The organism is Streptomyces sp. NPDC088554, assembly GCF_044752945.1.
GTDB lineage: Bacteria > Actinomycetota > Actinomycetes > Streptomycetales > Streptomycetaceae > Streptomyces.
In genome coordinates this window covers 71,817-88,741 of sequence record NZ_JBIVMF010000014.1, presented here as the reverse complement: position 1 = coordinate 88,741, position 16,925 = coordinate 71,817, and the positions used below count along the sequence as shown (strand labels likewise).

General features: G+C 72.6%; 17 protein-coding genes and 1 pseudogene. 9 read left to right on the top strand and 9 right to left on the bottom strand.

Going from position 1 to position 16,925, the window contains the following annotated elements:
- Position 1: 1 nt before the first annotated feature.
- The 5 genes from ACIP8W_RS18130 to ACIP8W_RS18110 form a co-directional block, all read right to left on the bottom strand.
- The gene (locus tag ACIP8W_RS18130) at positions 2-850 is read right to left on the bottom strand and encodes a cupin domain-containing protein (protein WP_401956658.1); all 849 of its coding nucleotides are present in this window, start codon (positions 848-850) and stop codon (positions 2-4) included.
- A 9-nt stretch (positions 851-859) separates the two neighbouring features.
- A complete protein-coding gene (locus ACIP8W_RS18125; protein ID WP_401956661.1) occupies positions 860-1,114 on the bottom strand; it encodes an acyl carrier protein in 255 nt (84 codons plus the stop codon).
- Between the two features lie 119 nt (positions 1,115-1,233).
- Positions 1,234-2,145 carry an NAD(P)H-binding protein gene (locus ACIP8W_RS18120; protein WP_402203648.1) on the bottom strand — a complete coding sequence of 304 codons (912 nt, stop codon included), beginning with the start codon at positions 2,143-2,145 and terminating at the stop codon, positions 1,234-1,236.
- 28 nt (positions 2,146-2,173) lie between these two features.
- On the bottom strand, positions 2,174-2,848 hold the full coding sequence (locus ACIP8W_RS18115; protein ID WP_401956665.1) for a hypothetical protein: 675 nt from the start codon (positions 2,846-2,848) through the stop codon (positions 2,174-2,176).
- 26 nt (positions 2,849-2,874) lie between these two features.
- Positions 2,875-4,080 carry an FAD-dependent monooxygenase gene (locus ACIP8W_RS18110; protein WP_401956667.1) on the bottom strand — a complete coding sequence of 402 codons (1,206 nt, stop codon included), beginning with the start codon at positions 4,078-4,080 and terminating at the stop codon, positions 2,875-2,877.
- 198 nt (positions 4,081-4,278) lie between these two features.
- On the opposite strand from ACIP8W_RS18110, the gene ACIP8W_RS18105 reads away from it, so the two are divergent.
- Positions 4,279-5,142: an SDR family oxidoreductase gene (locus tag ACIP8W_RS18105; protein ID WP_401956669.1), complete on the top strand. Its 864-nt coding sequence runs from the start codon at positions 4,279-4,281 to the stop codon at positions 5,140-5,142.
- Between the two features lie 75 nt (positions 5,143-5,217).
- On the opposite strand, the gene ACIP8W_RS18100 is transcribed toward ACIP8W_RS18105, so the two are convergent.
- Positions 5,218-6,225 (bottom strand): methyltransferase, encoded by a 1,008-nt coding sequence (locus tag ACIP8W_RS18100; RefSeq protein ID WP_402203645.1) that lies wholly within the window; start codon positions 6,223-6,225, stop codon positions 5,218-5,220.
- Here ACIP8W_RS18100 and ACIP8W_RS18095 point away from each other — a divergent pair.
- Positions 6,224-7,297, top strand: coding sequence for an NAD(P)-dependent oxidoreductase (locus ACIP8W_RS18095; RefSeq protein ID WP_401956674.1), 1,074 nt, complete (start codon positions 6,224-6,226; stop codon positions 7,295-7,297). The genes ACIP8W_RS18100 and ACIP8W_RS18095 overlap by 2 nt on opposite strands.
- 52 nt (positions 7,298-7,349) lie before the next feature.
- Positions 7,350-8,543, top strand: coding sequence for a cytochrome P450 (locus ACIP8W_RS18090; protein ID WP_401956676.1), 1,194 nt, complete (start codon positions 7,350-7,352; stop codon positions 8,541-8,543).
- Between the two features lie 70 nt (positions 8,544-8,613).
- Here the strand turns inward: ACIP8W_RS18090 and ribA are convergent, their stop codons facing one another.
- On the bottom strand, positions 8,614-9,321 hold the full coding sequence (gene ribA, locus ACIP8W_RS18085) for a GTP cyclohydrolase II (RefSeq protein WP_401956677.1): 708 nt from the start codon (positions 9,319-9,321) through the stop codon (positions 8,614-8,616).
- A 107-nt stretch (positions 9,322-9,428) separates the two neighbouring features.
- Positions 9,429-10,079: an ester cyclase gene (locus ACIP8W_RS18080; RefSeq protein WP_401956679.1), complete on the bottom strand. Its 651-nt coding sequence runs from the start codon at positions 10,077-10,079 to the stop codon at positions 9,429-9,431.
- Between the two features lie 91 nt (positions 10,080-10,170).
- Between ACIP8W_RS18080 and ACIP8W_RS18075 the strand changes: the two genes are divergently transcribed.
- From ACIP8W_RS18075 to ACIP8W_RS18065, 3 genes are all read left to right on the top strand, one after another.
- The gene (locus ACIP8W_RS18075) at positions 10,171-10,632 is read left to right on the top strand and encodes a MarR family winged helix-turn-helix transcriptional regulator (protein WP_401956681.1); all 462 of its coding nucleotides are present in this window, start codon (positions 10,171-10,173) and stop codon (positions 10,630-10,632) included.
- Between the two features lie 97 nt (positions 10,633-10,729).
- Positions 10,730-11,503 (top strand): dienelactone hydrolase family protein, encoded by a 774-nt coding sequence (locus ACIP8W_RS18070; RefSeq protein WP_402150984.1) that lies wholly within the window; start codon positions 10,730-10,732, stop codon positions 11,501-11,503.
- A gap of 150 nt (positions 11,504-11,653) precedes the next feature.
- Positions 11,654-12,409: an NPP1 family protein gene (locus ACIP8W_RS18065; protein ID WP_402150987.1), complete on the top strand. Its 756-nt coding sequence runs from the start codon at positions 11,654-11,656 to the stop codon at positions 12,407-12,409.
- A gap of 47 nt (positions 12,410-12,456) precedes the next feature.
- On the opposite strand, the gene ACIP8W_RS18060 is transcribed toward ACIP8W_RS18065, so the two are convergent.
- Positions 12,457-14,160 carry a bifunctional 3'-5' exonuclease/DNA polymerase gene (locus tag ACIP8W_RS18060; protein WP_402203642.1) on the bottom strand — a complete coding sequence of 568 codons (1,704 nt, stop codon included), beginning with the start codon at positions 14,158-14,160 and terminating at the stop codon, positions 12,457-12,459.
- Between the two features lie 130 nt (positions 14,161-14,290).
- Between ACIP8W_RS18060 and ACIP8W_RS18055 the strand changes: the two genes are divergently transcribed.
- The 3 genes and pseudogenes from ACIP8W_RS18055 to ACIP8W_RS18045 all read left to right on the top strand — a co-directional run.
- The gene (locus ACIP8W_RS18055; RefSeq protein ID WP_402203640.1) at positions 14,291-14,776 is read left to right on the top strand and encodes an ATP-binding protein; all 486 of its coding nucleotides are present in this window, start codon (positions 14,291-14,293) and stop codon (positions 14,774-14,776) included.
- A gap of 504 nt (positions 14,777-15,280) precedes the next feature.
- Positions 15,281-16,459: a DUF2786 domain-containing protein gene (locus ACIP8W_RS18050; RefSeq protein ID WP_401956693.1), complete on the top strand. Its 1,179-nt coding sequence runs from the start codon at positions 15,281-15,283 to the stop codon at positions 16,457-16,459.
- A 141-nt stretch (positions 16,460-16,600) separates the two neighbouring features.
- A pseudogene (locus ACIP8W_RS18045) lies at positions 16,601-16,710 on the top strand (30S ribosomal protein S18); the annotation flags it as partial.
- Positions 16,711-16,925: the final 215 nt, after the last annotated feature.

Here is a 16,925-nt window from a genome sequence, read left to right as displayed (position 1 = left end):
GTCATGAGGCGGCCGACGCGGTCTCGGGGTCCGACGCGGTCTCGGTGTCCACATGACCGAGTTCCGGGCGGGGCGCCAGCGGACTGAGGTGGAAGACGGCGAGGACGTCCGTGTCGCCGACGTTGACCAGCCGGTGCCGTACCTCACGAGGGATGAGCAGCCCCTGTTCGGCGCCCACCCGCACCGGCTCCCCGTCGAGGTCGACCCGCAGCTCGCCGCCGGTGACGAAGAGGAACTCCTCGGAGTAGGGGTGGTAGTGCTCGGTGACCTTCTCGCCGGGGCCGATGCGTACGGCGCCGCAGAACCCGGCGGACGAGCCGACCGTGCTCGGGGCGACGAGGGTACGCAGGTCACCGCCGCGGCGGGTGTTGGACGGCACGTCGTGGAAGCCGACCGGGAGCAGCCGGCGGCGCTCCACACCGGCCTTGACGTGGGCCAGCTGGATGGGCGAGTTGGTGTTGATGCGGTCGGTCATCGCGGCGGTGTCGACCGGGGCGTCCGGCTTCATCCGGAAGTCCTGCACCCACCGCAGCCGGGTGCGGTCGGGGGCGATCTCCTGGTAGGTCCAGGTGAGGTTCATGAACTCGAAGGGGCCGGTCTCCACCCGGCGGGACCGTACGGTCCAGGTGTCCTTGTCCCAGGTGCGCTCCGAGATCCAGGACCAGGTGCGGCCCTGCTCGTCGGGGTGCATGGTGAGCCGGAAGACGACCGAGTCGGCGCCCTCCTCCAGGACCTCCACGGCGGCGTACTCGGTGAACAGGTTGGGCCAGTCGCGGACGTCGTTGGTCTGCTCCCACACGAATCCGATCGGCGCGTCGATGTCGGTCTGGTTGTCGGTGTGCCCGATCACGTCTGTCTCCTAGGCCATGTCGCCGGTCAGCCGCAGGTTGACCAGCTGTCGTATCCCCGCAGGCGTCTCCTGAGGGGTCAGTTCTTCCTCGACCGTGATCCCGAACCGGTCCAGCAGTCGGCCCGCGATCTCCAGCAGGGCGAGCGAGTCCATGCCCAGCTCCTCGAAGGAGCTGTCGAGGCTGCCCTCGGCGTCCGGCGGGCTCACGCCCACGGCGATCAGCAGCTGTCGTACATCGCTCTCGGTCAGTTCTGTCTCCGCCATCGCGGACACTCCTTCCGGAAAAAAAGGGGGATCGTGGTCGTCACCGGGTGACGGGGAGGGGGCTCGGGCCGTGGACGCCGTACCGGGTGACCGGCCGGCGCCGGGGCCGGCCCGGATCGTCACCTCGTGCGGTCCTCGTCCTGGGGCCGGGGCGGACGGCTCTCGAAGGCCGCCCTGTTCTCCCGGGCCCACTGCGCGAAGGTGCGGCCCGGCCGGCCGGTCAGCTTCCGTACGGTGGGCGAGATCTCGTCCGCCCGCTCGAGGCCGGTCGCGTTCAGGGCGAGCAGCGTGTCGGCGACCGGCGCGGGGACGCCCCCCATGACCATGGCCGAGCGGGCCAGGTCCGGTGTGATCTCCTCCAGCCGCACCGGCCGCCCCACGGCCTCCCCGATGAGTCGCGCCCGCTCGTGGTAGGTGATCGTCTCGGGTCCGGTCAGCTCGTACGTCGTCCCGAAGTGGCCGTCCGTCGTCAGGACATGGACCGCGACATCGGCGATGTCCCGCTCATGGACCGGCGCCCACCGGGCGTCGCCGTACGGGGCGCGTACGACATCGGTGGCGCGGATCTGCGGGGCCCAGTCGAGGGAGTTGGCCATGAACTCGCCGGGCCGCAGCAGGGTCCAGCCCAGCCCCGACGTCTCGACGGCCTCCTCGACCACGCGGTGCATCCGGCCGATGACGTTGGACTGCTGGTCCGCGGGGACGCCGCCCTGGACCGTGCCGGAGGTCAGCAGTACGACCCGCGGTACGCCCCGTTTCCGGGCGAGTTCGAGGAACGCGGCCGCCGGGGCGCCGCCGTCGGTGCCGTGGAGGAAGGCCGCCGCGTTGAGGAAGACCGCGTCGACGCCGTGCAGGGCGTCGCCGAGCCCCGCCGGGTCGGTCAGCAGGTCGCCGGTGACGACCTCGGCGCCTTCCGGGATCCGGCCGGACGCGGGGTCCCGGGTCACGGCCCGGACCTTCACCCCTTGGGCGAGCAGCAGTTCCACGACGCCCCGGCCGACGTTGCCGGTGGCGCCCGTTACGAGAATCATGGGAGAACTCCCTTCGTTGTGGCTGTGGTTACGTGGTCAGGGCGGTGTGCGGCCGCCAGCGGTGGTGGCCGCTCGGCCGTACACCGGGGATCTCGCCGGTGAGGCGCTGCCGGGAGGCGGCCGTGTCCTGGGCGCCGACCGCCGCGAGGTGCGCCGCCTCGTCGGTCCACTCCGCGTAGCCGAGGACCCGGGTGCCGTCCACGCTGATGTGGAAGTACGCCGAGAGCGCGCCCGGCATCTGCCCGACGTCCCGGGTCGCGTCGTCGTCGGCCATCGTGAACAGCGTGTCCAGGAAGTGCCGTTGACGCTCCGGGCCGTCGGTGTCGAACACCGGGGTGACCAGGCAGCCTGCCGTCTCACCGGGCGCCCCGCCGGGGAAGGACCGCACCGGCCGGTAGCGCACGGGCGCCGCGGCCTCCGTACCGGGGATGCCGGGTACGTACGGCACGGGTCCGGCGAGCGCGGTGTCCAGGGCGTCGTCGTCGCTCCACTGCTCGTACGCCAGCAGCGCGCGTCCGTCGGTGCCGGTGAACAGCGCCCAGCCCAGCAGGCCGCGCGGCCACACCTCCTGCTGCCGCTCGGCCACGGCGGCTGCGGCCAACTCCCCCTGCTGCCCGGGGCCTTCGGTGTGGCGGATCGTGATGACGACGGTGTCGACGCCGCTACGGGCGACGTCCGGCCAGCCGTCGGGGCGGCGGTTCATCCGGCTGCTCCTCTCATCCCTGACGTTCATCCGGAGTGCGCCTCGACGCGGGTGTCCCAGCTGACGCGGTGCTCGTAGATCCAGGCCAGCGAGTGCTCGCCGCCGGAGGCGTGGCCCGAGAGCAGGGCGGGCAGCTTGCGGTCGCGGATGCGCCGCTTCAGGGGCCCCACGGCCTTGAACTTGCTGGCGCGGGCGCCCTGCGCGGTGACCCGCCGGGCCCGGGGCTTGCGCAGTTCCTGGAAGGTGCGGAAGGCGGCCTCGGAGGTCGGCAGGTCGCGCAGGCACTGAGCGAGTACGACGCTGTCCTCCATCGCCATCGACGCGCCCTGTCCGGCGGCCGGGGAGGCGGCGTGCGCGGCGTCGCCGATCAGCACCACGCGTGCGGTGTGCCAGAAGGGCAGGTCGGGGACCTCGTACGAGTTGGAGACGGTGACCGGGCCGCTCGCGGCGACGACCGCGCGGGCCGGGCCCTTGTCACGGGCGAAGACACCGGCCAGCCGGGCCTTCCACCGGGCGTCGTCGACGGTCTCCAGCTCCTCCCGCGTCACCGCGTGCTTGCGGCCGAGGTTGGCGAACCACCAGACGTCGCCGGCGGGGTCGACGGCGCAGCCGAAGAAGGCGCGGCGGCCGAACACCATCCGGTGCTCGCCGGGGGCGAGGCCGAGCCCCGCGGCCGGGCTGAACCCGCCGACGTTGAGGAGCCCCGTGTAGGGCGCGGTCGCGGATTCCGGCATGATCAGCCGCCGTACGGTGGAGTGGACTCCGTCGGCGCCGACGAGCAGGTCCCCGGTGGCCGAGGTGCCGTCCGCGAAGTACGCCGTGACGCCGTCCGCCTTCTCGTCGAGCGCCTTCAGCCGCTTGCCGGTGTGCACGGGGATGTTCCGGCGGCGGACCTCGTCGAGCAGCCGGGCGTGCAGTTCACCGCGTCGTACGCTGCGGGTGGCCGTCCCGTCGGGGAGCGAGCCGCCCACCTTCACCTCGTTCAGCTTGCGTCCGTCGCCCAGGTAGAAGGAGATGGCCGGCGCGGCGAAACCGGTCCCGTTGACGACATCGACGGCGTCGACCGCGTACAGGGCGCTGAGGCCGTTGACCGCGACGGTCAGATAGCTGCCGCGGTGTTCCGGCGAGGTCTCGTACGCCTCGAACAGCTCGGGGTCGTACCCCGCTTTGGCGAGGGCCAGAGCGGTGACGGCGCCGGCGACACCGCCTCCGATGATCAGTGCTCGGGTCATGTGAGTGATCCTTCTGACGTGACAGCGGGCTGGACGAGTTGTTCCGAAGCAGCCCCGCGGACGGGACTTCGGAATGACTCGTCCAGGTCGGGCCAGCGTGCGCAACGCTGCTGGAGAGGGCGTCCAGCGGCGTTGGAGCGGACGGCGCTGGCTCGTGTGTCGAGCCGCGCTCCAGGGGCGGCGGTGACCCTGGGGGGTATGGCAGATGAGATTCTGGTGACAGGAGCGCGCGGCGCCGTCGGACGGGCCGCGCTGGAAGCGCTGGTGGAACGAGGCGCGCGGGTACGGGCGTTGACGCGCCGCCCGGGGCGTGCGGGGCTGCCGGACGGAGTGGCGTCGGTGACGGTCGGCGATCTGGCCCGGCCGGGGAGTCTGGCGCCCGCACTGCGCGGGGTGAGCGCGCTGCTGCTGATGGTCGTCGCGGACGAGGACGTCTCCGCCGTGACCGCCGAGGCCCGCCGGCAGGGCGTACGCCGGGTGGTGCTGATCTCCTCCGGCGGGGTCCACGACGGCGTGGCCGAGCAGCCCGATCCCCTCGCCGCCCGGCATGCCCGCGCCGAGGACGCCGTACGGAAGAGCGGTCTGGAGGCGGTCGTGCTGCGGCCGCGCTGGCTGGCCCGCAACGCGCTGTGGTGGTCGGGGGCGCTGCGGTCCGGGCGGCCGGTGCGGCTCGCGTATCCGGAGGCGGTGACCGCGCCGGTGGACGAGCGGGATGTCGGGGAGGTGGCCGCGGTCGAGCTGCTGGCCGACCGGCCCGGCGCGGATCTGCGGATTCTGACGGGTCCTCGGATCCTCACCCAGGCCGAACAGCTGGCGATCATCGGCGAGGTGACCGGGGAGGCGGCGCGCTGGGAGCGGATCGCGGCGGAGCAGTGGCGGCGGGAGCTCCAGGACTATGTGCCGGTGGAGGTGCTGGACGTTCTGCTGGAGCAGCAGGCGCGGTTGACGGCTGATCGGATCGGCATCTCGGGGGAGACCGAACGGGTCCTGGGGCGGGCCGCGTCGCCGTTCCGGGAGTGGGCGCGGCGGCATCGGGCGGCGTTCGTGGCGGACGTACGCTGACGGTTCGCGGGCCAGGCGAGGCCCCGCCGCCCTGTTCTTCCGGGCGGCGGGGCCTCGTCGCTCCCCAGGGGCCGACTACGGTTTGTGGCCGACGACCAGGCTGCTCGACGCCCCGTGCGCGTGCCGCTCCACGTCGCGGAAGCCGGCCTCGGCGAGCCAGGAGACGCAGTCGTCTGCCAGGTACTGGGAGCCGCCGGACCACATGCGCATGTCGAGGCTGAGGAGGGAGTTGACGAGGCGGGGGGTGTCCTCGTCGAGCATGGCGTCGTAGATGAGCAGGGCGCCGCCCGGGTTGACGGCCTCGGCGGCGGAACGGATCAGTGAACGGCGGGCGTCCTGCGGCCAGTTGTGCAGGACATGGCCGAGGATGACGGCGTCGGCCCTGGGCAGGGGGTCCTTGAAGAAGTCGCCGGGATGGAAGGTGAGCCGGCCGGCGCTCACCCGGCCCGCGGTGAAGCGGGTGAACGCCGGTTCCAGCGCGGGCAGGTCGAAGACGGCGGCCCGTAGATGCGGGTGGGCCTCGGCCAGGGTCGTCGCGAGGCTGCCGCGGGCGCCGCCGACGTCGAGGACGCTCCGGTAGCCGCTCCAGTCGCGCTCGGCGATCTGCCGGGCGAGGGGGGCGACGATGAAGTCCATGGCGTCGACGAACCCGTCGCGCCGCTCCTCGGATTCATACAGGTCGTAGGGCCGGTCGTCCTCGTCCCGGGGCGTCGGCCGACCGGTGCGGAGGGTGTCGGCGAGGCCGCTCCAGGCCGGGTGGACCTCGGTCTCCTGGTTGTCCAGGAACCCGCCGATGTAACCCGGCCGGCCCGGTACGAGGCAGGCGGCGTGCGGGGTGAGGGTGTAGGCGCCGTCCTTGCCGAGCGTCAGGAGTTCGAGCTCGGTGAGGGCGTGCAGCAGGTCGCGCAGCGCCTCCTGGTGCAGGCCGAGCTTGTCGGCGAGCTGCCGGTGGGTGTGCGGGCCCTTGTCCAGTGCGGTGAAGACATCGGCGCGCCAGGCGCCGAGCACGGCCAGCGCCCGTCGGTAGCCGCCGACGATCTCGATCACTCGCCAGGGCTGCGGGGTGGTCTGTCCGGTGGTCATGCGTGGCCTCCATGGTCGGGAGCGGCTCACGCTAGGGGCGACCGCTGGGGCGTCACTCGACGACGGCTGGCGTGACCGGCCGGACCCGGGGTTTCAGCCGCGCTCCATCGGCCGTCGAGGGGTGGCGGCGAGATTGGTACGCCGAAGCGCGGGTGCCGCGCGGAGGACGGACGACGACGGAAGGCGGTCGGAGATGGCGGATCGGGAACAGACAGCCGTGATCGGGCTGGGGGCCATGGGGCAGGGGATGGCTCATCGGCTGGTCGAATCGGGTTTCCCCACGGTGGTGTTCAACCGGAGTCCGGGCCGGGCCGACGGTGTCGTGGCGGCGGGTGCGACCGGCGCGGGGTCGGCGGCCGAGGCGGCGGCGGCCGGGGACGTCGTCCTGCTCAGCCTGAGCGACGAGGACGCCGTCGAGGACGTGCTCGGGCGGCAGGGGGTGCTCGCGGCGATGCGGCAGGGGGCGACGCTGCTGGACACCTCGGCGGTGGGCCGGGACTTCGCGCGCCGGCTGCACGAGCGGTGCGCGGCGCACGGGGTGCGGCGGGTCGAGGCGGCGGTGCTGGGCAATCCCCTGCAGGCCAGGGGCGGTGATCTGCGGGTGTTCACGGCCGGTGACCCGGTGGATGTGGACCGCGTGACGGAGGTGCTGGCCGCGCTGGGTTCCACGCGGGTGCACTGGGGCGGGCCGGGGGCGGCGGCCGCGGCGAAGCTCGTCTTCAATCTGGTCCTGGCCGCGCAGGTCGCGGGGCTCGCGGAGGCGGTGTCCGTGGGTACGGACGCCGGGCTCGACCGGGAACTGCTGCTCGTGGCCATCGCGCAGAGCGGGTTCAGCTCGCCGGTGCTGCGGTTCCGGGCGGAGCTGATGCGGGAACGCCGCTACGACCCCGCCTTCTTCCGTACCCGCCTGATGGAGAAGGACCTGCGGCTGGCGCTGGACGCCGGGCCGACGGACGCGTACCGGGTGCTCGAGGCGACGCGGTCGCTGTTCGAGGACGCGGCGGAGGCCGGGTTCGCCGACAAGGACGCGGCGTCGGTGATCGAGCACGTGACGGCGACGGCGCGCGGCTGAACCGTCGTAGCCGCTCTTCCTTTCTTTTCAACTCCCCACTCGGAGGCATCGCATGGCCACCCTTCAGATCCCCTCCATGGACGTGGACCTGTTCCGCGACGAGCAGCTTCTCGACCCCTACGCCGTGTACGACGCGCTGCGGGCCGCCGGTCCCGCGGTGCGGTTGCCCCTGCACGGGAACGCGTGGGCGGTCGCCGGCTACGACCACGTCAAGAAGGTCCTGAGGGACCACAAGACGTTCTCCTCCGCGCCCAACGCCGGGATCGAGCCCCACCGGGAGGACATGGCGCAGACCGGGGCCGCCGGCGCGGACGGGCCGCAGCACTCCCGGATGCGTTCCCTGGCCGCCGAGCAACTGTCCCCGAGGGCGCTGGTCGGGGTGCGCCGCCGGATACAGAAGCGGGCGGCCGAGTACGTGGACACCCTGCTGGAGCGGGGCACGGTCGACCTCGTGACCGAACTGGCGCGCCCCTTCCCGCTGGAGGTGGCGGGTGACCTGGTCGGCCTCCCGAGGGAGGGCCGGGAACAGTTGCTGGACCTCACGACGGCGGTCTTCAACACCTTCGGCCCGGCCAACCAGCGCACCAAGGAGGGCATCCCGCTCCTGAAGAACACCTTCGAGGTGCTGCCGAAGCTGCTCACCCGGGAGAACGTCCTGCCCGACAGCTGGGGCGCCGCGTACTACAGGGCCGTGGACGAGGGCCGGATGGAGGACTCGGAGGTGGTGACGACACTCATCAGCTTTATCTTCGGCAGCTTCGAGACCACCATCAACACCGCGACCAGCGCACTGTGGCTGCTGTCCACCCACCCCGAGGCGTGGCAGAAGCTGCGCGCCAACCCCAAGCTGGCGGAACCGGCGGTGGGCGAGACCCTGCGTCTGGAGCCGGTGACATGGTTCACCGCTCGCACGGCCACCCGTGACGTGAACTTCCACGGCGTCCCCTTCAAGGAGGGCGACCGGGTCCTCCTCCTCTTCGGCTCCGCCAACCGCGACCCCCGCCACTACTCCGACCCCACCCGCTTCGATCTCACCCGGCACCGGCCCAACGACCACGTGACCTTCAGCCACGGCATCCACGTCTGCCCCGGAGCCCGTTTCGCCCGCATGGAGACGGGCGCCCTCCTGGCCGCTCTGGCCCGCAAGGTGGAGCGTCTGGAGCCTGCGGGCGAACCGACCCGGATCCTGCACAACATGCTGCGCGGGTTCACCAGCCTGCCGGTGACTCTGGTACCGGCGGCCTGACGACCGGCGAAGCGCCCGAGCCCGGCCGGGGCGCGGGCACCGGGGTTCGGCCGGCGGTGTCCGCGCAGGCTCAGGGGAGCAGGGCGCCGAGGTCCAGGTTGTGGTGGGTGCGGTCCGCCTTGGCCCGGAGGTAGCGCAGGTTGTCGGGGGTGGCGTGCAGCGCGGTGGGGACCTGCCGGCGTACGTCGATGCCCAGGGCGGTGAGCTGGGCGGTCTTGTCCGGGTTGTTGCTCAGCAGGTCGATCTCGGTGGCGCCGAGGGCGCGCAGCATCTGCGCGGCCGCCGTGTAGTCGCGGCCGTCCTCGGGGTGGCCGAGGGCGGCGTTGGCCTGGTAGGTGTCCATGCCCTCGTCCTGCAGGGCGTAGGCGTCGAGCTTGTTGTACAGGCCGATGCCGCGGCCCTCCTGGCGCAGGTAGAGGAGCCATCCGCCGTGTTCGCCGATCCGCTCGACGGCTTCGTGCAGCTGGGGGCCGCAGTCGCAGCGCTCGGAGCCGAGGATGTCGCCGGTGAGGCACTCGGAGTGCAGCCGTACCAGCGGTGTGGCGGAGGAGACGGCGGGGCCCAGGCGGATGGCTATGTGCTCCTTGCCGTCGGCGAGGCCGTGGAAGGTCACGAGTTCGCTGTCGGTGCGCAGGCCGCCGGCGAGGTGGAGCGGTACCCGTACGCGCGTACGAACGGAGGCGGGACGCGGGCCCACGGGCGCCGGGCCCACGGGGGTCAGGACGGCGGGCCGCCGGATCGTGGTGCGGTAGTTCCTGATGCGGTGGTTCCTGGGCATGTCTCGTCCTTCCGTACAGCGGTCGGGCCGGTTTCGTGGGAGTGGCGGGCGCCGCGTGCGGCGCCGGAGGAGACGGCGTCGCACGCGGCGCCCGTGGCCGGGGACGGTCAGGCCAGGCCGACCTGGCGCTGCATCGTCAGCTGGTCGAAGAAGAGGAACTCCTCCTCCATGACGCCGCGCTTGTTCAGGACGCCGATGGTGACCATGTGCAGGGCGAAGCGCTTCCCCGTGGGCTTGAAGAAGCCGCCCTTGCCGTCCGGCATCGGGCCGGTGAACGTGCCCTCCCACACGCCGGTCACGGCGGTGAAGTTGCCCTTGGCGATACGGATCGGGTGGACCTCGATCTTGATGTCCGGCGCCCACAGGAACTGGGCCTTCATGTCCTCGACATGGATGTCCAGCCCGTCGGTGTAGTGGCCGTCGGGCCAGTGGACGCGTACGTCCTGGTCGTGGCTCTCGTCGAACCGGTCCCAGTCCTGGTGCGAGTAGACGTCGAAGTCCGCGACGTCGAAGGTCTCCAGGTTGCGGCGCTCCTCACGGGTGAGGTCCTTGGGCCACGGGTACTCCTCGCGGGTCTTGACCGGGTCGCCCATCTTGAACCCGCTCCGGCGCCCGCTCTTGTGCCCGCCCTTGTGCTCGCTCAGCGAGCGGTAGCGGTCCGCGGCCTCGGCCGGGGTCCCGCCGTCGAGGACGGTGGTGAGAGCCAGCGCGCCGAGCGCGGTCCCGGCTCCGTTCCTGAGTACGGCACGACGGTCCATGGTCAGCACTCCTGTGTGGTTGGCGAAAAATTTACCTGCGCACACAATTACAGAATTTAGTTGCGCACGCAAGTAGTCATAGAATGGGGCCATGCCCGACGACAGCGACAGAACCACCCCCCTCACCGCCGACGAGTACGCCCTGGTCAAGGCGCTCCGGCCCGCGATGGCCGCCCTGACCCGCGCCTTCGACGCGAATTTGCAGCCCCTCGGCCTGGCCCACGCCGAGTACATCGCCCTGATGTTCCTGTCCGAGGCGCCCGGCCGCGCGCTGCGCCTGGGCGACCTGGCCGAGCTGTGCCACCAGTCGGCCTCCCACACGGGGCGTACCGTGCAGCGCCTGCAGGCCGAGGGCCTGGTCGTTCGGGAACAGTGCAGCCAGGACGCCCGCTCCTTCCGGGCCAGGCTCACCGACGCCGGCCTCGTCCGCCTCGAACAGGCCTGGCCCCTGCATATCGCGGGCGTCCGCCGCCGGCTGTTCGACCAGCTCGAAGGCGTCGACGTGGGCAGGCTGGCGGCGGCGTTCGAGCGCATCGCCAACGACGTCGACTGACCACCCGCCCGGCCGCTCGGCCGGGCGCGCTCGACCCGACCGGGCCCCGCCGGCCTGTGAACCGAAGACCGTGAACCGAGAACGAAAGTGGTGTCCGATGACTGGTGTACGTGGTGTGCGTGGTGCGTCCGTGGAGATCCCCACGGCGGACGGTGTCGCCGATGCCTATCTGGCCCGTCCGGACGACGGTGTCGCCCACCCCGCGGTGCTGCTCTACATGGACGCCTTCGGGCTGCGGCCCCCGTTGGAGAAGATGGCCGACCGCCTGGCCGCGGCCGGTTACACCGTGCTGGTGCCCAACGTCTTCTACCGCCACGGCCGCGCCCCGGTGACGGAGCTGCCGGAGTTCATCGACCCTGCCCGGCGCCCGGAGATCTTTCAGCAGCTCCGCCCGATCATGGACTCGCTCACGCCCGAACCGGCCATGCGCGACGCGGGCGCGTACCTGGACTGGCTGGCCGCCTGCCCCCACGCCATCGACGCCCCGATCGGCATCGCCGGTTACTGCATGGGCGCGCGCCTGGCGCTGCGTACCGCCGGCGCGTACCCCGAGCGGGTGGCCGCCGTGGCGGGTTTCCATGGTGGCGGACTGGCCACGGACGCCCCCGACAGCCCCCATCTGGTCGCCGAACGCGTCACCGCCGAGCTGTACTTCGGCCACGCCGACCAGGACCCGGGCATGACGGCCGAGCAGATCGGGCTGCTGGAGAGGACGCTCGTGGCCGCCGGTGTCCGCCACCGCGGCGAGGTCTACGCGGGAGCCCTGCACGGCTACACGCAGGTCGACACCTCGTCGTACGACGCCCGGGCCGACGCACGCCACCGGGCCGCTCTTCTGGACCTGTTGGGACGCGCTCTCCGGCCGGTGTAGCCGGGGTGCGGCGTGAGTGAAAAGTTGGCTGATCATTCGCCGTATCGCCTTCTGCCGACCGTAAGTTGTCGACGAGGACCGGAGAAAATGTGATGGTCATGACAACATGTCTCTGTGTCGTCGCCGAGGTCAGTCCAGGAGGGCGCAGTAGTGAAGAAGAGATCGCGTGTCCGTAAAGTCTCGTTCGTCATCGGCAGCGCGGTCGCGCTGATCGTGGCACTCCCGGGCAGCGCCTTCGCCGCGCCCCCGCAGAAACTGCCCGGGAACGCGAGCGCTCTCGAGCAGACGTACCAGCCGGCCTTCGACTACGACACGGACGGCTGTTACCCCACGCCCGCCATCGGCCCCGACGGAATGCTGAACGGCGGCCTCAACCCGTCCGGCGCTCCCCAGGCGGAGTGCCGGGACGCCTCGGACCTCGACAACACCAACGGGTACGCGCGCTCCAAGTGCAACAACGGCTGGTGCGCCGTCATGTACGGCCTCTACTTCGAGAAGGACCAGGCGACGATCGGCGGCCACCGCCACGACTGGGAACACGTCGTGGTGTGGGTGCAGAACAACCAGGCCCAGTACGTGTCGACTTCGGCCCACGGCGGCTTCACCGTCCACACCCGGGACCAGATCCGGTGGGACGGGTCGCACGCCAAGGTCGTCTACCACAAGGACGGCGTGAGCACCCACGCCTTCCGGGCCGCGGGGAGCAATGACGAGCCGCCGGAGAACCACTACGGCGTATGGCAGTACCCGACCCTGGTCGGGTGGGACGGCTATCCCGCCGGGCTTCGCGACAAGCTGAGCCAGGCCAATTTCGGGAGCGCCAATTTCGGCCTCAAGGACGGGAGTTTCAACAGCCATCTCGCGAAGGCCAAGCCCGCCGGTATCCCGTTCGACCCCAACGCCTGACCCGACCGGACCTGATCTGCACAGGACTTCCCTCCTGCCGGGCGGGTTCACTTCGCGTCGGAGTACCGCTCCACCGTCGCCGTCGTGAAGGGGAACCGCACCGGTGTGTCCCCGAAGGCGATCCGCCCGGCCAGCGCCCCGGCCGAGCGGATCGCCTCCGTGACCCGCTCGGCCTCCTCCTCCGGGCAGTGCACGATCACCTCGTCGTGCTGGAAGAAGACCAGCTCCGCCCGTATCGGGGCCAGCTCCCGCCGCAGCGCCGCCAGCATCAGCAGGGCCCAGTCGGCCGCGCTGCCCTGGACGACGAAGTTGCGGGTGAAGCGGCCGCGGGCCCGGCCGTCCGACGAGGCGTAGCCCGGGGTGAACGCCCCGGAACCGCGCGGGGACGCGCCCCCGCCGCCCGGGGCCTCCTGCGGGATCCCCGCCTCGCCGTCGTCCTCCGCGCCCACCGCCCGTGGGCTGGTCCGGCCCAGCCAGGTCCGGACGAGCCGGCCCTCCTCGCCCGCCCGCGCCGCGTCGTCCACGTACGCCACCGCCAGCGGGAACCTCCGCCGCAGCGCGGCCAGGTTCTTCAGCCCGTCGCCGGACGTCTGGCCGTAGACCGCGCCGAGCAGCGCGATCTTGGCGTGGTCGCGGTCGCCCGCGAACGCCCGGTCGGAGAGGGCCGTGTACAGGTCGCCGTCGTGTCCGGCGACCTCCATCAGCCCGGGGTCGCGGGAGATGGCGGCCAGCACTCTCGGCTCCATCTGGTCGGCGTCGGCGACCACCAGCCGCCAGCCCTCGTCGGCGACGACCGCGCGCCGGATCACCCGGGGGATCTGGAGGGCGCCGCCGCCATGGGTCGTCCAGCGGCCGGAGACCGTGCCCCCCGGCTGGTACTCCGGGCGGAACCGGCCGTCCCGCACCCAGTCCTGGAGCCAGCTCCAGCCGTGCGCGGTCCAGATCCGGTACAGCTTCTTGTACTGGATCAGCGGCTCGACCGCCGGATGGGCGATCTCCGCCAGCTCCCAGCGCCGCGTCGACCTCACCTTGATGCCCGCCGACGCGAACGCCTTCACCACGTCCGCCGGGAGGTCCGGCCGCACCCGTCTGCCGAACGCCGCCGACACCTCGTCCGCCAGCTCGGCCAGCCGGCGCGGCTCGCCCCCGCCCGCGTACCGCTCGCCGAGCAGCTCGCGCAGCAGCTCGCGGTGCACATCCGCCCGCCAGGGCAGCCCCGAGCGGTGCATCTCGGCGGCGACCAGCATCCCCGCCGACTCGGACGCGGTGAGCAGCCGCATCCTGTCGGGGTGCTCGGCGGCGCCATGGCGGCGCACCTGCTCCGCGTACACCTCCAGCAGGCCCTCGAACGGGAGGGCCGCCCCCGCGTGCGGCTCGAACAGCGAGGACTGCGAGCCCGGCTCCGCCGAACGCGGCGGCGGATCGGGCGGCACCGGGGCGTGCCGCAGCCGGGCCCAGGCGGCGGCGGCCGACCGGGGCTCCCCGAGCCGCCCCTCGTGGCCGAGCAGCAGCTGCTCCGCCACCTCGATGTCGTAGCACCGCTCGATCCGCACCCCGGCCGCGAGCAGCCTCGGATACAGCTCGGAGGTGGCCCGCCACACCCAGCGCGTGGCCCGGGGCAGCCGCGCCCCGACCGCCTCGACGAGATCGGGCTCCCGCAGGACGGGCCCGGCCGGGCGGCCGTCCTCGCCCAGCGGGGCCAGCAGCGCGCCGCCGCCCTCCGCCGCCGCGAGCGCCCATCGTTCGGTCATGTTGCCGAGTCTCGCAGGGGGGTCTGACAGAAGAGGCTGACGTGGCCCCGGACCGGCGGTGTGGCATGGCGGCACTCCTCTCGCGCACGATAGGTTGCTTTCGGTGACCTATCGATGTCCGAGAGTAACGATGCTCACTGACAATGGACTTGCGCGTGATGTCTTCGACCCGGGTCGCTCCTGGCTGCCCCTCACCCGGATCCCGCTTCCGCACCGGCCGGAGGCGGCCCCCCGGGCCCGCCGCCATACCCGCGAGGTGCTCTCGCTCCGTGGCGTGGACGGCGAGTCGGCCGCCACCGTCGAGCTGGCCGTGAGCGAGCTCGTCACCAACGCGGTGCGGCACGGCGTCTGCCTCTGCGGCTGCACCCGCGGCCCGGTTTCCCTCACCCTGCTGCGTGCGGAGAACCGGCTGCGGGTGGAGGTCGCCGACCCCTCCCGTACGCCGCCGAGATGGCCGACCGGTGTCGAATCCGTCGACGAGGAGACCGCCGAGGCGGAGGACGGCCGGGGGCTGCTGCTGGTCACGGCCCTCGCGCTGGACTGGGGGGACCACGCGGGGCGGCGGCGGGGCAAGGTGGTGTGGTGCGAGTTCGGCACGGCGGGCGCCGGTGCGTGAGGGGCGCCGAGCGCCCCCGCCCACCCCTTCGGTACGCGGATCGCCCGCGCCGGGTCCCCACGGCCGGCGCGCCCGCTGTGAGGTCCTCCGTCGCCACCGGTCCGGCGCCGACCGGCGTCCAGGAAGACCGCGTTGAAGTTGACGAACGTACGGTCACCGATGCTGATGCGGCGGCCGTAGTCGTACCGGGACGGCGGCCGTACGGTGACGCTCTCGCCCACCGGAGCCAGCGGCTCCGCGAGGATCCCGGCCCCGGCCGGCCCGCGCGGCGCCGCCGTTCGCGTCGTCCGCCGCGCGGAGCGCGAAGCGCCGCTCGGTATCCGCGGGCAGCTCCTCGTCGTCCGGTACGGACCAGTCGCCGGCCGGCATGCGCCGCCTGTTCCCGCCCATGGATACCCTTCCGGTTCGCGGGCGATCACCGTATCGGCCCCGGGACGGCGGGGCGGCAGTTGTCCACAGCCTGTGGGTGGAGTCCGCCGCCGCGCACCTGAGACCATCGGGACCATGAACGACACCGTCGAGAGGGCCCTCACCTCCGTGCTCGGCGGGGAAGGGACCGATACCGGCGCCTCCCTGCTCGCCGCCGAACCGGCCGCCGACGCCGACGTACGACGGCGCGGCGAGCAGTTCGTACGACTGGCCTGGGAGCGCGGCTGGCAGCCCGCCGATGTCGTAAGGCTGGTCCGCCGCGACCTGGACGAGCCCCATCTGCGGCTGGTCACCGAGCTGATCGTCGCGGAGTCGCGGCGGTACGAGCGGCAGACGCCGCGCTGGGCCGCGCAGCTCGCCGACCTCGATCCCGCGGCGGCCTACCGGGCCGACCGGTTCTCGTACGCCACCGCCGTGCTGGAGCTGTACCTGCTGCTCGCCCGGCTGCCCGCGCTCGAACCGGTCGGGCCCGTGCCCGGCGCGCCCGTCCATCTGCCGCCCGTGGACGGCGAGCCGCGCATGCTGACCCGGATCCGGGCGCTGCTCGCCAAAGCGGAGGCGACCGGATACCCGCAGGAGGCGGAGGCGCTCACCGCCAAGGCGCAGGAGCTGATGGCGCGCCACAGCATCGACGAGGCCCTGCTCGCGGACCGTACCCATCGCGGCGATGTGCCCGGCGCGTGCCGGATCGGGGTGGACGCGCCGTACGAGACGGCGAAGGCGATCCTGCTCGACGCCGTGGCCTCCGCGAACCGCTGCCGCGCGGTGTGGAACAGCGCGTTCGGCTTCTCGACGGTGGTCGGGTTCGAACCGGATCTGGAGGCGGTCGAGCTGCTGTACACCTCGCTGCTGGTCCAGGGCACGGCGGCGATGACCCGCGCGGAGGCGGCCCAGCGCGCGGGTGGGCGCAGGAGGACGAAGACCTTCCGGCAGTCGTTCCTGATGGCGTACGCCCACCGGCTCGGCGAACGGCTGGCGCTGGCGGCCGAACAGGCCGTGGGGCAGGTGGTGGAGGAGGCTTCGGGGGAGGCCGAGGAGGGCGATGCCCGGCTGCTCCCCGTCCTCGCCGCGCGCGAGGTGGCCGTGGCCGACCGTACGGACCGGATGTTCCCGGAGACCGTGGCGACCCGGGTCCGCGGGGTGACCGACGTCGAGGGCTGGACCCACGGCACCTCGGCGGCGGACGCGGCCCATGTCCCCGGCGGTACGCGGGGCTCGGGGGACCGGCGAGGCAGGATCCGCCCGGCGGGCTGAGGCGCGGCGGGGCGCGGGGGCGCGGTGAGGCGGGGGCGCGGCCGCGCCCGTACGTCATCAATCACCCCATATATCCAGTAATCGCTACGCTCACCCCATGAGCTGGCTCCGGGCGCTGAGGGAGACCGCCCGTTCCGGGCCCGGGGCAAGATCCGCAGCCCCGGGTGGCGCGGATCAGCGCCCAGCAGCAGCGGCTGATGGCGCGCGCCATCAAGAACGCCCGGGAGATGGGGCTGCTGCCGTACGGCTCGGCGCCGCGCCGACTCGGGCCGGGGGCGGGAGACGGCGGTCCGGGGGCGGGCGGACCGACCTGTTTCCTGAAACGTGGGGCGGAAGGGATCCTGACGGTCGCCCGTCACGTCTCTTCCGAAGCGTGGAGGTTTCCGGCGTGGGCGGGCGAGGACATCCCGCGTGCACGTGCATATGCTCATGCAGCGGCATATGAAACACGGCTATGATCCGAGAA

Excerpts from the sequence above, each read along its gene's own strand:
- ACIP8W_RS18060 (WP_402203642.1), bottom strand. The coding sequence starts at position 14,160 with ATGACCGAACGATGGGCGCTCGCGGCGGCGGAGGGCGGCGGCGCGCTG.
- ACIP8W_RS18055 (WP_402203640.1), top strand. The coding sequence starts at position 14,291 with ATGCTCACTGACAATGGACTTGCGCGTGATGTCTTCGACCCGGGTCGC.
- ACIP8W_RS18090 (WP_401956676.1), top strand. The coding sequence starts at position 7,350 with ATGGCCACCCTTCAGATCCCCTCCATGGACGTGGACCTGTTCCGCGAC.
- ACIP8W_RS18125 (WP_401956661.1), bottom strand. The coding sequence starts at position 1,114 with ATGGCGGAGACAGAACTGACCGAGAGCGATGTACGACAGCTGCTGATC.
- ribA (WP_401956677.1), bottom strand. The coding sequence starts at position 9,321 with ATGCCCAGGAACCACCGCATCAGGAACTACCGCACCACGATCCGGCGG.
- ACIP8W_RS18070 (WP_402150984.1), top strand. The coding sequence starts at position 10,730 with ATGACTGGTGTACGTGGTGTGCGTGGTGCGTCCGTGGAGATCCCCACG.
- ACIP8W_RS18110 (WP_401956667.1), bottom strand. The coding sequence starts at position 4,080 with ATGACCCGAGCACTGATCATCGGAGGCGGTGTCGCCGGCGCCGTCACC.
- ACIP8W_RS18120 (WP_402203648.1), bottom strand. The coding sequence starts at position 2,145 with ATGATTCTCGTAACGGGCGCCACCGGCAACGTCGGCCGGGGCGTCGTG.
- ACIP8W_RS18115 (WP_401956665.1), bottom strand. The coding sequence starts at position 2,848 with ATGAACCGCCGCCCCGACGGCTGGCCGGACGTCGCCCGTAGCGGCGTC.
- ACIP8W_RS18080 (WP_401956679.1), bottom strand. The coding sequence starts at position 10,079 with ATGGACCGTCGTGCCGTACTCAGGAACGGAGCCGGGACCGCGCTCGGC.
- ACIP8W_RS18100 (WP_402203645.1), bottom strand. The coding sequence starts at position 6,225 with ATGACCACCGGACAGACCACCCCGCAGCCCTGGCGAGTGATCGAGATC.
- ACIP8W_RS18075 (WP_401956681.1), top strand. The coding sequence starts at position 10,171 with ATGCCCGACGACAGCGACAGAACCACCCCCCTCACCGCCGACGAGTAC.
- ACIP8W_RS18105 (WP_401956669.1), top strand. The coding sequence starts at position 4,279 with ATGGCAGATGAGATTCTGGTGACAGGAGCGCGCGGCGCCGTCGGACGG.
- ACIP8W_RS18095 (WP_401956674.1), top strand. The coding sequence starts at position 6,224 with ATGCGTGGCCTCCATGGTCGGGAGCGGCTCACGCTAGGGGCGACCGCT.
- ACIP8W_RS18050 (WP_401956693.1), top strand. The coding sequence starts at position 15,281 with ATGAACGACACCGTCGAGAGGGCCCTCACCTCCGTGCTCGGCGGGGAA.